This window comes from Mycobacterium sp. TH-M11 (genome assembly GCF_057473725.1).
Genome location: NZ_JBYCLD010000324.1, coordinates 1 through 14,292, shown reverse-complemented (window position 1 = coordinate 14,292; position 14,292 = coordinate 1). Strand labels below are relative to the sequence as shown.

Genomic DNA, 14,292 nt, shown 5'->3' with positions numbered 1-14,292 from the left:
CCGAACCCGCGCGGCGGCTGGATCATCAGCACGATGTTTCCCGCCCGCAGCGCGGCGATCACCAGGTCGCCGTCGTCGTTGACGAACAGCCGGCCCGGCGCCGGTCCCCACGCCTGCGCCATCGCGTCACGCAACTCGGCGGGCAGGTCGGCCGTCCATTCGGTGTACTGCGCCGCGGTGACGGACACCTGGGCGCCGTCGACCTGCCGGTTGGTCAGCCATTGTTCGTCCTGGCCGCCGGCGTCGATCAGCGTGTGCATCAATCGGTCGCCGGCCTGCGTCTCGTCTTCGATGTCGAGCACGCCGAATCCGTCGCCGACGTCATAACCATCCTGCGCGAGTCGGCGCAGTAGTCGTATCGCCGACGCCGGGGTGTCCAGGCCGACGGCGTTGCCGACGCGCGAATGCTTGGTCGGATAGGCCGAGAGAACCAGTGCGAGCTTCTTGTCCCGGTTGGGGATCTGTCGCAGTCTCGCGTGGTTGACCGCGATCGCCGCGACCCGTGCGCAACGCTCGGCGTCGGCGACGTAACGGGGGAGTCCGTCGTCGTCGATCTCCTTGAAGGAGTACGGCACGGTGATGATGCGCCCGTCGAATTCAGGTATCGCGATCTGCGTCGCGGAGTCCAGCGGGGTGACCCCGTCGGAGTTGGACGCCCATTCCTCGCGGGAGGAGGTCAAGCAAAGACCTTGCAGCACCGGGATGTTCATCGCGGCGATGCGTTCGATGTCCCATGAGGAATCGTCCTCGCCGGCGCCGGCGGCGGCCGACTTCGAGCCACCGGCCGCCAGCATGCTGACCACCACGGCGTCCAGCGTGCCGAGCGCATCGAACAATTCGTCGGGTGCGCTGCGCAACGAGGACGCGAAGATCGGCACACCGACCGCATTGCCGGTGGCGTCGATCGCGTCGGCGAGCGCGTGCGCAAAGCCGGAGTTGCCGCTGACCTCGTGGGCCCGGTAGTACAGCACGCCGACGCGCGCGCCGCCGGCAACGGTGGGCCGCTCGGCGTAGCCCCAGTCGGGGACCACCACCGGTTCGTCAAATCCCTGTCCGGTGAGCAACACGGTGTCGCACAGAAACGCATGCAGCTGAGCCAGATTCACCGGGCCGCCTTCGGCGAGGTACGAGTGTGCCTGCGCGGCAAGCCCGATGGGAACCGTCGAACACTCCATCAATTCGGCGCTGGGCGTGCGTTCCCCACCGAGCACGATCAACGGCAGTCCGGTGGCCCGCAGGGCAGCGAGTTCTTCGGCCACCTCCGCCGACGAACCCAGCACCCGGAGCACCGCGACCTCGGCATCGCCGAGCACGTCGCCGATGTCCTGACGCGCCGGGTTGCCCAGGTTGTAGGCCGCGAGCGACGACCGTGCCGACAGCAGGTCGGTGTCGGACGTCGATAGCAACGCGATGCGACGGTTCACCGGAGTCCTCCTCGGGGTTCGCTGGACACCGAGGCCCGTGGACCAGCTTAGTGGAACGTATTGGCCCGGCCCGGGGGCGCCGAATAGGGTGAGCCCAATGAACGCGATCCTCAGTTGGTGGGACGGCGTCGAACTGTGGCTGTCTGGCCTGGGGTTTGTCTTCCAGACCATCGTGGTGATGCCGGTCGTGCTGGCGTTGGCCTACCTGATCGCGTCGGCGCTGGACGGCGCCTTGGGGCGCGGTATCCACCTGATCAATCGGGTCCGGCACAGCGAAGGCGAGTCGCGATGAGCCCTAACACCGGCATGCCGCGGTCGCGGGTCACCCTGGTGTTGGTGGCCCTGGTCGTATTGGTCATCGTCGCCTGGTGGTTGACGCGCTGACCTGCCCCGGCTTCGGCTGTTAGGATTCGCCCATGCACGCAGCGTCCGGCAGCACCGAGGGCCATGTCTTGGCGCTCATTGCCGTGGGCGATTGCGCCGTCGCTGACGTGCATTGTTGTCGCTGACTTTCTGCCCGCGCGCCGAATCCGCCCGTCGACGGACATCAGCCTTCGCCACGGGAGCCGTCAGACGCCAAGCTCACTTCCGAAAGGTCGACCATTGTTCGACGACGACAAAAGCTCCCTCGGGTGGCGGCACGTCGTCGCGGTGACCGTCGCCGCGGGAATGATCGCGGGGTGCCACGGAGGGGCCAGCGATGTCGTCGGGGGCGGATCGACCGGTGCCAACACCAGCATCACGCTGGTCGCCTACTCGGTGCCCGAGCCCGGCTGGAGCAAGGTCATCCCGGCGTTCAACGCCTCGCCGTCAGGCAAAAGCGTCCAGGTGGTCGCCTCGTACGGAGCATCGGGGGACCAGTCACGCGGTGTTGTCGACGGCAAACCGGCCGACATCGTCAACTTTTCCACGGAACCTGACATCACCCGACTGGTCAAGGCGGGCAAGGTCGCCAAGGACTGGGACAACGACGCCACCAAGGGCACCCCGTTTGGCTCGGTGGTGACGCTGGTGGTGCGACCGGGCAACCCCAAGAACATCAAGGATTGGGATGACCTGCTGCGGCCCGGCATCGAGGTGGTCACGCCCAGCCCGTTGAGTTCCGGCTCGGCGAAGTGGAATCTGCTGGCTCCCTACGTGGTCAACAGCGGTGGCGGTCGAGACCCGCAGGCGGGTCTCGACTTCGTTCACAGCTTGGTCAGCCAGCACGTCAAACTGCGTCCCGGCTCGGGCCGAGAGGCCACCGACGTGTTCGTCCAAGGCAGCGGTGACGTCTTGATCAGCTACGAGAACGAGGCGATCGCCGCTGAGCGGCAAGGAAAGCCGATCACCCATGTGAACCCTGCTCAGACTATCAAGATCGAAAACCCGGTGGCCGTGGTGACCAGCAGCCCGCATTTGGATGCCGCTGTCGTATTCAAGAATTTTCAATACACCGTGGACGCCCAAAAAGTCTGGGCGGCGGCCGGGTTCCGCCCGGTCGACCCCGCGGTGGCAGCCGCTGTCCGCGACCAGTTCCCGATGCCGGAAAAGCTCTGGACGATCGCCGATCTCGGTGGCTGGCCCACGGTCGACGAGCAGCTGTTCGACAAGAAGTCGGGCAGCATCACCAAGATCTACACCCAGGCCACCGGATGACGACGGCGATCACGCGCAACGTCACCGGGAACGCTGGCGACGGTAAGCGCTTGGGGCGCAACAAGTTGGTCAACAACGGAACGTCATTGCGGGTCGGGGTTTCGGTGGTGTGGCTGTCGCTGATCGTGCTGCTGCCGCTGGCCGCGATCTTCTGGCAGTCGGTCGGCGGTGGCTGGGAGGAGTTTTGGCCGGCGGTCACCTCGAACGCTGCCGTCGAATCCTTCCGGGTGACGCTGACCATCTCCGCCGGCGTCACCGTGGTGAACATGGTCTTCGGGTTGCTGATTGCCTGGGTCTTGGTGCGCGACGACTTCGCCGGAAAGCGGATTGTCGACGTGATCATCGATCTGCCGTTCGCGTTGCCCACGATTGTGGCCAGCCTGGTGCTGTTGGCGCTCTACGGAAATCACAGTCCGGTGGGGCTGCATCTGCAGCACACCGGATGGGGTGTCGGTGTGGCGCTGGCCTTCGTCACGCTGCCATTCGTGGTGCGGGCGGTGCAGCCGGTGCTGCTGGAGGTCGACCACGAGGCCGAAGAAGCGGCCGCGTCGCTCGGCGCCAACAACGCAACGATTTTCACCACTGTGGTGCTGCCGTCGTTGACGCCGGTCCTGTTGACCGGTGCGGGGTTGACCTTCGCGCGCTCGATCGGCGAATTCGGTTCGGTAGTGCTGATCGGCGGCGCCGTGCCGGGTAAGACCGAAGTGTCCTCTCAGTGGATCCGCACTCTGATCGAGAACGATGACCGGACCGGTGCGGCCGCGATATCGATTGTGCTGCTGCTTATTTCGTTTGTGGTCCTGGTCGTGCTGCGTACCCTGGGGTCACGTGCGGCCAGGCGGGAGGAGCTGTCGGCATGACCCCCTCGCCCGCTGTTCGCTACCTGCTCCGCTTCTTGGCGTTGGCCTATGTGGCGGTGTTGCTGGTGGTCCCGGTCGGGCTGATCTTGTGGCGGACCTTCCAGCCCGGCGTCGGCCAGTTCGTCGATTGGATCAGCACACCAGCGGCGATCTCGGCGCTGGATTTGTCGGTGCTGGTAGTCGCGATCGTGGTTCCCCTCAACGTGCTCTTCGGTGTGCCCACCGCATTGATGCTGGCGCGCAACCGGTTCCGCGGTAAGGCTGTGTTGCAGGCGGTCATCGACCTGCCGTTTGCGGTGTCACCGGTGGTGGTCGGGGTGGCCTTGATCGTGCTGTGGGGATCGGCGGGCCTATTCGGGTTCGTCGAAAAGGACTTCGGCTTCAAGATCATCTTCGGCTTGCCCGGCATCGTGCTGGCGAGCATCTTCGCGACGTTGCCGTTCGTGGTGCGTGAGGTCGAGCCGGTGCTGCACGAACTGGGCGACGATCAGGAGCAGGCGGCCGCGACACTGGGGTCGAAGTGGTGGCAAACGTTTTGGCGGATCACCTTGCCGTCGATCCGGTGGGGCTTGACCTACGGCGTCGTGCTGACCATCGCCCGCACGCTCGGCGAGTACGGCGCGGTCATCATGGTGTCGTCGAACCTGCCGGGAAAATCGCAAACCCTGACGCTGCTGGTGTCCGATCGCTACAACCGCGGCGCCGAGTATGGCGCATACGCGCTCTCGACGCTGCTGATGGGCGTGTCCGTCGTGGTGCTGATCGTTCAGGTGATTCTCGATGCTCACCGAAACCGAGCGGGCAACCAGGCATGACAGGAACCAGGTATGACGGGAACGGAGTGGCGGACTGATGGCTGACAACGCCATAAGCGTGCGCGGCGCCAACAAGCGCTACGGCGACTTCGTTGCGCTGGACAACGTCGATTTCGACGTGCCCGCGGGCTCATTGACCGCGCTGCTCGGACCCAGCGGTTCGGGCAAGTCGACACTGCTGCGGGCCATCGCCGGGCTCGACCAACCCGACACCGGGCAGATCGTCATCAACGGCCGCGACGTCACCGGGATTGCGCCGCAGCGACGCGGAATCGGCTTCGTCTTCCAGCATTACGCGGCCTTCAAGCATCTGAGCGTTCGTGACAACGTGGCCTTCGGGCTGAAGATCCGCAAGCGACCGAAGGCCGAAATCGCCGAGAAGGTCGACCATCTGCTCGAAGTGGTTGGCCTGAGCGGATTCCAGACTCGTTACCCCAGTCAGCTGTCCGGCGGACAGCGTCAGCGCATGGCGTTGGCGCGCGCGTTGGCGGTCGACCCGCAGGTGCTGTTGCTCGACGAACCCTTCGGGGCGCTCGACGCAAAGGTCCGCGACGACCTGCGCGCTTGGTTGCGACGGTTGCACGACGACGTACACGTCACCACCGTTCTGGTCACCCATGACCAGGCCGAGGCGCTGGATGTGGCCGACCGCATCGCGGTGCTCAAAGACGGACGGATCGAGCAGATCGGCCCGCCGAGCGCGGTGTATGACAGTCCGGCCAATGCATTCGTGATGTCGTTCCTGGGTGCCGTCTCGTCACTGAACGGCAACCTCGTTCGCCCGCATGACATTCGGGTGGGTCGCAGTCCTGAGCTGGCAATCGCCGCCGAGGACGGCGCAGCATCCACCGGCGTGGTGCGGGCGACCGTCGACCGGGTGGTGATGCTGGGGTTCGAGGTGCGCGTCGAGTTGACCAATGCTGCCACCGGCGGGCCGTTCATCGCTCAGATCACCCGCGGTGATGCTGAGGCGCTCGGGCTGAAGGAGGGGGACACCGTGTATGTGCGGGCCACTCGGATACCTAATATCCCTCACAAAGTATTGCCGGACAAGGATTCTGACGTCGACGAGATCGCGGTGAGTTCCGGCTGAAGGCTGGTCTGAGTTGACCCGCTCGGCACTGCAAGGCGCCGCACAGCCGTGGTCGGTTCAGGCCGCCGCACGCAGTGCGACCGCCGCGTCGAAGCGGTCCAGTACGGTCTCGGCCACCAGGCGATGCCCACCGAGCGGTGCTGCCATCGGAATACCCTCCGCCGCAGCGAAAGCCGCGACGCGGTCGGTCAACTTTCCGGGCGCCAGGAACCACGGCGCAACGACCACGCGGCGGGCGCCGTCGCGCCGTAACCGGTCCGCAGCCTCGGCGGGTGACGGACCGTCCCCGGTGGCGAATGCCGTTGTCGTACCAGCCCATTGAGTGTCAGCGGCGAGCTTTTCTGCGACTATCGCCGTCCGTGCGTTCGCCGCCGCATGGGTCGAGCCGATCGCGACGACGGCCACGCCCAACGCCGGATCGCAGCTCTCGACTCCGACGTCGGCCAACCGCTCGCGTAACACAGACACCAGCCGGTCGTCTTCACCGAGCACCTCGGCCTGCCGAACGGCTATGCCGCAACTCGCGATCTGCTGGGGGATGTCGACGCGGGCGTGGTAGGCATCAGCCAGCAGGAACGGTGTCACCACCGCGTCCGGGGTGAGAACGTCAGGCAGTCGCGGCGTATTCAGATCGCAGAAGGCCACCCGTACCGGCAGACCGGGCCGTAGGAACCGGATCTGGTTCGCCACGGCCCGCGCATTGGCCGCCGATCGCGGATCCCTACTTCCGTGGGCCAGAAGCACAAGGCGCGTCACGAGACGTGCAGCCCGCATTCCGTCTTCGGCAGCCCCTGCCAACGCCCACTGCGCGGGTCGGCGCCCTCGACCGGCTTGGCCGTGCAGGGCGCGCAGCCGATCGACGGATAGCCGTCGTAGACAAGCGGATTCACCAAAACATCATTTTCGTCGATGTAGCTCTGCACGTCGTCGTCGGACCAGGCCGCCAGCGGGTTGATCTTCACCAACCCGAACGCCTCGTCGAAGCTGATCAGCGGCGCGCCGGCGCGAGTCGGCGCTTCGACCCGGCGCAGACCGGTGACCCAGGCGGAGTAGCCGCGCAACACCTTGGACAGCGGCGCGACCTTGCGGAGCCGGCAGCATTCGCTCGGCTTACGGGCGAACAGGTCCTTGCCCAACAGCTCGTCCTGCTCGGCGACGGTGTGCTCGGGGGTGATGTTGAGCACCCGCACGTCGTAGACCGCCTCCACCGCGTCGCGGGTGCCGATGGTCTCGGCGAAGTGATATCCGGTGTCCAAGAACAGCACTGGCACACCGGGACGAACCTTGGCCGCCATGTCGATCAACACGGCGTCTTGCATGTTGGAGGCCACCACATAGTTACAGGTAGCCGTGGACCGGGGCCCGCCGACACCGCCGAAGTTCTCGTCGGCCCAGCGCAACAAGTCGCTGGCGCTGGCACCGTCTAGTTCGGCGGCGCCCTTTTGCGCCAACTCCCGTAATTCTGCTTGGGATAGGTTGCTCATCGCAGATCTGCCTCCTCGGCGCGTAGCGCCCAGTTCGCGAAACGCTCGCCACCGTCTCGTTGTTTCACGAAGTTGCGCACCACGCGATCGATGTAGTCGCCAAGCTCGTCGCTGGTGACTTTGTGTTGCCGTAGTTTTCGCCCGAAGCCGCTGTCGAGCCCCAGGCTGCCTCCCAGGTGAACCTGAAATCCTTCGACGGAATTCCCCTCGCCGTCGTCGACCATTTGGCCCTTGAACCCGATATCGGCAATTTGGATGCGGGCACATGAGTTCGGGCAGCCGTTGATGTTCACGGTGACCGGCACGTCGAGTTGGGTGTTGAGGTCCTCGAGCCTGCGCTCCAATTCGGGCACCAACGACTGTGAACGCACCCGAGTCTCAGCGAAGGACAACTTACAGTATTCAATCCCGCTGCAGGCCATCAGGTTTCGACGCCAGTGCGACGGCCGCGACGGCAGCCCCAGCGCGTCCAGTCCGGCGGTCAACTCGTCGAGCTTGTCGTCGGCAACGTTGAGGATGATCAGTTTCTGGTACGGCGTGAAGCTGACCCGGTCGGCTCCGGCGGACTCGGCGAGGTCGGCGACCGCGGACAAGATGGTGCCCGATACCCGGCCCGCGATGGGTGCGACACCGACGGCGTTGAGCCCGTTCTTCAGTCTCTGCACGCCGACGTGGTCGATCGGACGGGTCAGCGGCTTCGGGGCCGGGCCGTCGATGAGTTTGCGCTTGAGGTATTCGGTTTCGAGCACCTCGCGGAATTTCTCAATGCCCCAATCCTTGACAAGGAACTTCAGCCGGGCCTTGGCCCGCAGCCGCCGGTAGCCATAGTCACGGAACAACGAGGTCACGGCCTCCCAGACATCGGGAACCTCGTCCAACGGCACCCAAGCGCCAACCCGTTGTGCCAGCATCGGATTCGTGGACAGGCCGCCGCCCACCCACAGGTCCAGCCCCGGCCCGTGCTCGGGATGGTTGACGCCGATGAAGGCGATGTCGTTGATCTCGTGGGCGACGTCTTGCAGGCCCGAGATCGCGGTCTTGTACTTACGCGGCAAGTTCGAGAATTCCGGGTTGCCGATGTAGCGGCGGACGATCTCCTCGACCGCCGAGGTGGGGTCGAGCACCTCGTCGAGCGACAGACCGGCCAGCGGAGACCCCAGCACCACACGGGGGCAGTCGCCACAGGCCTCGGTCGTCTGGAGTCCCACGGCCGCCAGCCGCTCCCAGATTTGCGGCACGTCTTCGATTCGGATCCAGTGGTACTGGACGTTTTCCCGGTCGGAGATGTCGGCGGTATCGCGGGCGAACTCGGTGGAGATCTCACCGAGCGTGCGCAGCGCCGCGGTCGAGATGGCCCCGCCGTCGCAACGCACGCGCATCATGAAGAATTTGGCTTCGAGCAGATCGATGTTCTCGTCGCCGGTGAAGCTGCCGTCGTAGCCCTGCTCGCGCTGGGTGTAAAGCCCGGCCCACCGCATCCGACCGCGCAGGTCGTTCTTCTCGATGCTGTCGAAACCGGTCTTCGAGTACTGGTTGATGATCCGGTCGCGCACGTTGAGCGCGTCATCGTCCTGTTTGAATTGCTCGTTGGGGTTGAGCGGGTCACGCTCTCCAAGCGCCCATTGGCCCTGGCTTTTGGTGGGGCGGGGGGACGTCATGCGGCACTCTCCTCTGATGGAGTAGCCGGCGTGGACCGCGCAAACCACCGGTGGCTGTCCCGGCGGCGCAGATCCGGGTGCCAGCTGGAACTCAGGTGGTCGGGTCTACGAAATCAAGTCAGACAGCGACAGCTGCAAACACGCTTGAAGTCGACGTGAAGACGTGCCACCAGCGCAATACGGTGCTGGGCGGGGTGGGCAACGGTCACTCCTTCATTGTGCCACGGATGTCGCTGGCCTTAGCTACCAGGTGCGAATTTCGCTCATAGTGATTGAAACTACCGACCAAGCCTGGGTATTTGCCCAACGGTTTCTCCCATTTCGCTGCAGGGTTCCTGTAAGCGGCCTGCGGTGGATGTTGAGCGCGCGCTCCGGGATATTAGGTAACTGTGACGGCATCCACTTCACCGGTCGACCTGCCCGACCTGCAATTCAGTACCGGCGGGCCCCTCGGCATCTATGTGCATGTGCCGTTCTGCTTCACCCGCTGCGGTTACTGCGACTTCAACACCTACACACCCGCGGAATTGGGTGGCGTCAACCCGGACGCCTGGTTGCAGATGCTGGCCATCGAGCTCGAGTTGGCGGCCAGCAAGCTGGGTGGGCCTACCGTGCACACCGTCTTCATTGGGGGCGGAACGCCGTCGCTGTTGGGGCCGCTGCGCCTGACTCAGTTGCTGCAGTCGGTGCGGGACAACTTTGAACTGGCCTCCGATGCGGAGGTGACTACCGAGGCCAACCCAGAGTCGGCCTGGCCGGACTTTTTCGCGGCTGCCCGCGCGGCCGGTTGCACCAGGGTGTCGCTGGGCATGCAGTCGGTGGCGCCGCACGTGCTGGGCGTCCTCGACCGCATTCACACGCCGAATCGATCGGCGTCGGCGGCCCGCGAGGCGCTCGCCGAGGGATTCGAGCACGTCAGCCTCGACCTCATCTACGGCACACCGGGGGAGACCGACGACGACCTGCTGCGTTCGGTCGACACTGCGATCGAGACCGGCGTCGATCACGTGTCCGCGTATGCCCTCGTCATCGAGGACGGGACCGCAATGGCACGCCGAGTCCGCAGCGGCGAATTGGCCGCCCCTGATGATGACGTGCTGGCCCATCGTTACGAGCTGGTAGACGAACGCCTCTCGACGGCCGGGCTCGAGTGGTATGAGGTGTCCAACTGGAGTCGTCCGGGTGGAGAGTGTCGACACAATCTGGGCTACTGGAGCGGCGGGCAGTGGTGGGGCGCCGGTCCCGGCGCGCACAGCTTCGTCGGTGCGACGCGTTGGTGGAATGTCAAGCACCCCAACGCTTATGCGCAATTGCTGAGCGATGCCGCCTTGCCAGTCGCCGGGTTCGAGCAGCTGGACGCCACCAGTCGGCACACCGAGGACGTGTTGCTGCGGATTCGACTGCGTCAGGGTCTGCCCGCCGAACTGCTGGATGAGGCCGAGCGTAGTCGCGCCGACATTGCTGTCGACGACGGCTTATTGGTACGCGAGGGTGACCGTCTGGTGCTCACCGACCGAGGGCGGCTGCTGGCCGACGGGGTTGTCCGCAACCTGCTCGGTTAAGCCGCATGTCGCAGCAATGCGATGCCGACCCTGACTTCGATTTCGCTGATTGTCACCGCCGGTGCGCGTGGCGGAGCGATGGATCGGTAACGCTGGCCGGTCGGTGTCGTGAATTCGGCCGCGTGTCGGCCGGCTTCGTCAACCTCGGTGCTGACCTGCCAGCCGGCGGCTTCTTTGGCGTAGTTGCAGCGCTCGCAGGATCCCAGTCCGTTGGCGACATCCGTCGGCCCGCCGCGGGCATGGGGCTTGGCATGGTCGAGGTGCCGGATCGGCGCGTCGCAATAGGGTGTGCGACAGCGCTGATCGCGCAGCGCGATGAATTGAGCAAGCCCGCGTGGGAATCGCCGGGCGTGTGACTCCATCCTCACCAGCGCGCCGGACTTCGGATGGCTGTAGATCCGCCGCAGCGTCGCGCGTGAGCGTGAATCCGTGGCCGCTGCCGTCACTAATTCGCGGGCAACTTCCGCGGGGATGGGGCCGTATCCGCTGATGTCGGCCGGCGTCGCGTCGATGCTCAGCAGGGTGCGGTCCGATAGCACCAGATTTACGGCGATCGGCGTCGGCGCTGAGGCGCTCCGCCCGGTGACTCGCTCGACGAGAGTGTCCGCCAAGACTTGACCGCGAGATCGTCCGTCGGCTGTGGTGGCGGCCTCCCGTTGCAGCGCCGCGTACACCGATACGCCCTGCGCTACCGGAAGAAGCGCAGTGAGGTAGGTCATCGTGTCCGGCGCGGGCCGAATGGTCACCGTCCGTTCGGTTTCGGCCTTGGCGGCACGGTCGACGACCGCATGCGGGTCAAGGCGGTATGCGATGGATTTGGCTGCCGCCGCAATCCGGGCATCGCCCATTCCGTCCAGGTCGGCCGGATCGCCGCATAATTCGGCGTCCAGCGCGCGCCGGTCGTCGACGTCCAGACACGCGCTTTCGCGCACGATAATGGTGGCCCTCCACTCGGAGAGCACGCCCTGCTCCAGGGCCGCCAGTGTATGTGGCATCTCGTTCACCAGTGCCTTGGCGAAGCCCAGATGCCGACCACCCCGGGCGGGCGAATCTTGCCGGGCGAGGGCGATTTCGCTGGCTACGCCGCGGCCGCGCCTCGCGGCCGGCACTCCCGCCCTCGCTTCGTCGGCCCGGCGTGCCAGATCAAGCGCGGCCGCCGCACGCGCCTGGGCTGCGGCAGCAGCGGATTTGAATCGCTCCAGCTTGGCGATGCGTTCGATCAGCATCGATTCCCCGCACGACGACTCGTCACCCGTCTCAATATCGAACATGTGTTCGAATATAGCAGACGTTACCGGCGGGCGCAATCGGCACCGGACGAGACCTGTATATAGGTTAGGCTAAACTTACTTTTTGTGACCCATGTTGGTGTCGAGACCAGCCCGGCAGACGCCGTGTCGCGATCCTTTCCGTTACCGGCCGACGTCGCCCCGGCGGACCTCGCGGCCGAATTGGCGGCTGCCCTCGCCGAGGCGGACGACGAGCAATACGTGCTCTACGAGCACGACGGGCAATGGATCCTGGCCGTCGGTGCGCTGGCGATGATCGAACTCGACAGCGACGAGCTGCGCATCATCCAAGACGGCGCAACTCGGCGGCAGACCTGGTCCGGAAGACCGGGGCCCGTGCTGGGCGAGGCAGTCGATCGACTGCTGCTGGAAACCGACGAGGCGTTCGGCTGGATTGCCTTTGAATTCGGCGCCTACCGCTTTGGCCTGCAGCAGCGACTGGGGCCGCAGACACCGTTGGCGCGGGTCTTCTGGCCGCGCACCCGGATCGTCGTGGGCGACGACGCGGTCGCGGTGATCGACGCCGACGACAGCCGCGTCGAACGCGTGCGCCGACTGCTCAGTGCGGGTGTGGCGCCGCTGCCGGCGCCGTCGGCTGTCGACGTGTCCGTCGATGATTCCGGCTACCGCGCCCGCGTCGCCACCGCCATCGACGAAATCGCCGCGGGCAGCTATCACAAAGTGATTTTGTCGCGATGCGTCAATGTGCCCTTCGCGCTGGATTTTCCGTCCACGTATCGGGTGGGGCGCCGGAAAAACACTCCGGCACGCTCGTTTCTGTTGCATCTCGGTGGATTTCGGGCGCTGGGCTTCAGCCCCGAACTGGTGGCCGCGGTGCAAGAAGACGGCGTCGTGGTGACCGAGCCGCTGGCCGGTACCCGGGCGTTGGGCCGCGGTGCCGACCGAGACCGGGCGGCCCGTGAGGAATTGGAGTCCAACACCAAAGAGATTGTCGAGCATGCGCTGTCGGTGCGCAGCGCGCTGCAGGACATCGACGAGGTCGCCAAACCCGGTAGCTCGGCGGTGGTCGACTTCATGACCGTGCGCGAACGCGGCAGCGTGCAGCATCTCGGCTCGACGGTGGTCGGGCGACTCGATGCGTCGAAAGACCGGATGGACGCTCTCGAGGCGCTGTTTCCCGCGGTCACCGCGTCAGGCATTCCCAAGGCGGCCGGCGTGGATGCCATCCTGCGTCTCGACGAATGCCCTCGCGAGCTGTATTCCGGAGCAGTCGTGAGGTTTTCGGCCGACGGAACACTCGATGCGGCGCTGACACTGCGGACCGTCTATGAACGCGACGGCCGCACCTGGTTGCGCGCGGGCGCGGGAATCATCGCCGCGTCGGACCCCGACCGGGAATTCGAGGAGACCTGCGAGAAGCTGACCACGTTGGCGCCGTATCTGGTGGCGCGTCGCTCAACGAGTTAGCCCACACCCGCCTCGGCGGAGCGTTCCAGGTATTCGGCCAGGATCTGGCTGACCAGCGACTCGATTGTCGTCTCGATGGATGAGGCAAGAGTGGCGGTCACCGACGCGACGGCCTGCGTGCGGAATCGGACCAACATGGTGATCAGCTCGGCGATTTCGGTGTCTGCGGGCAAGGCCTCACCGGGCTTGATCCGATCGGCGACGTGTTCGGCGCCGGCGCGCACCAGCATTTCACTGATCTGGTCGATCAGCGGCGCGATGTGCTCGTGCAGGTCGACGAGCTTGTCCATGCTCATGCCATAGCCGCGGATCTCGTTGAACGCCTCGATCAGCTTCGGGCGGGTGATGGTGGCCTGCCCGTCGTCGACGTGGATCACCTGCAGACTCACCAGGCGGTCAAAGGCATTGGTGTCGTTGATGAGTTGTTGCGCTTCTGTCACCGGCATGGTCTGGGATTTCTCACTGGTCCAGGTACCGACGATGGCCGTCTCGAGGCCGAGTACGTCGCCGAGATCTTTGCCTTCCTCCCACGCGCTGAGCATTTCCCGGACGTGCGCGATGTTGTAACCGCGGTCGAGCATGGAGGTGATCAGCCGCAGCCGGGTCAGATGCGTGTCGTTGAACAGCGCGATGCGGCCGACCCGCAGCGGGGCCGGCAGCAGACCCCGGTCGCGGTAGACCCGGATGTTGCGGGTGGTGGTGCCGGCCAGTCGGGCCAGGTCTTCGATGCGGTATTCCCCGGAGCCCGAGGTGCCGTGGGGGTACCGCACCGCCGCGTCGAACAACTGCGATACGGCATTTTCGATGACCTCTCGCGACTGGCGCCGGACGCGTTTGGGGGCGCGGCGCAGGTTCGCCAAAATACCGGCGATGGTGCCGGTTTCGGCGCGAGGTGGGCGGTCGGACGCCATCGTGTCAGGCGGGCGAGCTCGTGCGGGCGGCGGCGTGCTCGACAGCGTCGTAGTCGGCGTACTGGAAATCGCGCATCTGCCTAAGATACTGGGTGGCGAATCCCGGGTACATCGAGACGTTGCGTCCGTC

Annotated in this window: 14 protein-coding genes; 8 read left to right on the top strand and 6 right to left on the bottom strand. The window is 65.6% G+C overall.

Translation table 11 applies throughout. The annotated features are described in order from the left end of the window. Positions 1–1,424, bottom strand: a 1,424-nt coding sequence (locus tag AC2VOG_RS13280) for a cobaltochelatase subunit CobN (RefSeq protein WP_486940363.1), incomplete at its 3' end; no start/stop codon positions are given. A gap of 97 nt (positions 1,425–1,521) precedes the next feature. On the opposite strand from AC2VOG_RS13280, the gene AC2VOG_RS13275 reads away from it, so the two are divergent. The 6 genes from AC2VOG_RS13275 (at position 1,522) to AC2VOG_RS13250 (ending at position 5,830) form a co-directional block, all read left to right on the top strand. Next, positions 1,522–1,716 (top strand): hypothetical protein, encoded by a 195-nt coding sequence (locus AC2VOG_RS13275; protein ID WP_486940362.1) that lies wholly within the window; start codon positions 1,522–1,524, stop codon positions 1,714–1,716. A gap of 124 nt (positions 1,717–1,840) precedes the next feature. Continuing rightward, positions 1,841–1,933, top strand: a complete 93-nt coding sequence (locus AC2VOG_RS13270; protein WP_486940361.1) for an Ms4533A family Cys-rich leader peptide — start codon at positions 1,841–1,843, stop codon at positions 1,931–1,933. 160 nt (positions 1,934–2,093) lie between these two features. After that, entirely contained in the window at positions 2,094–3,062 is a 969-nt protein-coding gene (locus AC2VOG_RS13265; protein WP_486940364.1) for a sulfate ABC transporter substrate-binding protein, read from the top strand. Further along, the gene (cysT, locus tag AC2VOG_RS13260) at positions 3,059–3,922 is read left to right on the top strand and encodes a sulfate ABC transporter permease subunit CysT (RefSeq protein WP_486940360.1); all 864 of its coding nucleotides are present in this window, start codon (positions 3,059–3,061) and stop codon (positions 3,920–3,922) included. Before AC2VOG_RS13265 ends, cysT begins: the two co-directional genes overlap by 4 nt. Continuing rightward, entirely contained in the window at positions 3,919–4,737 is an 819-nt protein-coding gene (gene cysW / locus AC2VOG_RS13255; RefSeq protein ID WP_486940359.1) for a sulfate ABC transporter permease subunit CysW, read from the top strand. Before cysT ends, cysW begins: the two co-directional genes overlap by 4 nt. A 37-nt stretch (positions 4,738–4,774) precedes the next feature. After that, positions 4,775–5,830 (top strand): sulfate/molybdate ABC transporter ATP-binding protein, encoded by a 1,056-nt coding sequence (locus AC2VOG_RS13250; RefSeq protein WP_486940358.1) that lies wholly within the window; start codon positions 4,775–4,777, stop codon positions 5,828–5,830. A gap of 57 nt (positions 5,831–5,887) precedes the next feature. Here AC2VOG_RS13250 and AC2VOG_RS13245 read toward each other — a convergent pair whose 3' ends face one another. Genes AC2VOG_RS13245 through AC2VOG_RS13235 form a run of 3 tightly spaced genes read right to left on the bottom strand, consistent with a single transcriptional unit; the run spans position 5,888 to position 8,972 of the window. After that, positions 5,888–6,586, bottom strand: a complete 699-nt coding sequence (locus AC2VOG_RS13245) for a sirohydrochlorin chelatase (protein WP_486940357.1) — start codon at positions 6,584–6,586, stop codon at positions 5,888–5,890. After that, positions 6,583–7,314: a phosphoadenylyl-sulfate reductase gene (locus tag AC2VOG_RS13240; RefSeq protein ID WP_486940356.1), complete on the bottom strand. Its 732-nt coding sequence runs from the start codon at positions 7,312–7,314 to the stop codon at positions 6,583–6,585. The genes AC2VOG_RS13245 and AC2VOG_RS13240 overlap by 4 nt, the downstream gene beginning before the upstream one ends. After that, complete coding sequence (locus tag AC2VOG_RS13235) at positions 7,311–8,972, bottom strand: nitrite/sulfite reductase (protein WP_486940355.1); 1,662 nt, start codon at positions 8,970–8,972, stop codon at positions 7,311–7,313. Before AC2VOG_RS13235 ends, AC2VOG_RS13240 begins: the two co-directional genes overlap by 4 nt. A 389-nt stretch (positions 8,973–9,361) precedes the next feature. On the opposite strand from AC2VOG_RS13235, the gene hemW reads away from it, so the two are divergent. Further along, positions 9,362–10,534 (top strand): radical SAM family heme chaperone HemW, encoded by a 1,173-nt coding sequence (gene hemW, locus AC2VOG_RS13230; protein WP_486940354.1) that lies wholly within the window; start codon positions 9,362–9,364, stop codon positions 10,532–10,534. Here the strand turns inward: hemW and AC2VOG_RS13225 are convergent. Further along, complete coding sequence (locus tag AC2VOG_RS13225; protein WP_486940353.1) at positions 10,531–11,805, bottom strand: HNH endonuclease; 1,275 nt, start codon at positions 11,803–11,805, stop codon at positions 10,531–10,533. The genes hemW and AC2VOG_RS13225 overlap by 4 nt on opposite strands. An 84-nt stretch (positions 11,806–11,889) precedes the next feature. On the opposite strand from AC2VOG_RS13225, the gene AC2VOG_RS13220 reads away from it, so the two are divergent. After that, positions 11,890–13,251: a salicylate synthase gene (locus AC2VOG_RS13220; RefSeq protein WP_486940352.1), complete on the top strand. Its 1,362-nt coding sequence runs from the start codon at positions 11,890–11,892 to the stop codon at positions 13,249–13,251. On the opposite strand, the gene AC2VOG_RS13215 is transcribed toward AC2VOG_RS13220, so the two are convergent. Beyond that, entirely contained in the window at positions 13,248–14,162 is a 915-nt protein-coding gene (locus AC2VOG_RS13215) for a MerR family transcriptional regulator (RefSeq protein WP_486940351.1), read from the bottom strand. The genes AC2VOG_RS13220 and AC2VOG_RS13215 overlap by 4 nt on opposite strands. Between the last annotated feature and the right edge of the window lie 130 nt (positions 14,163–14,292).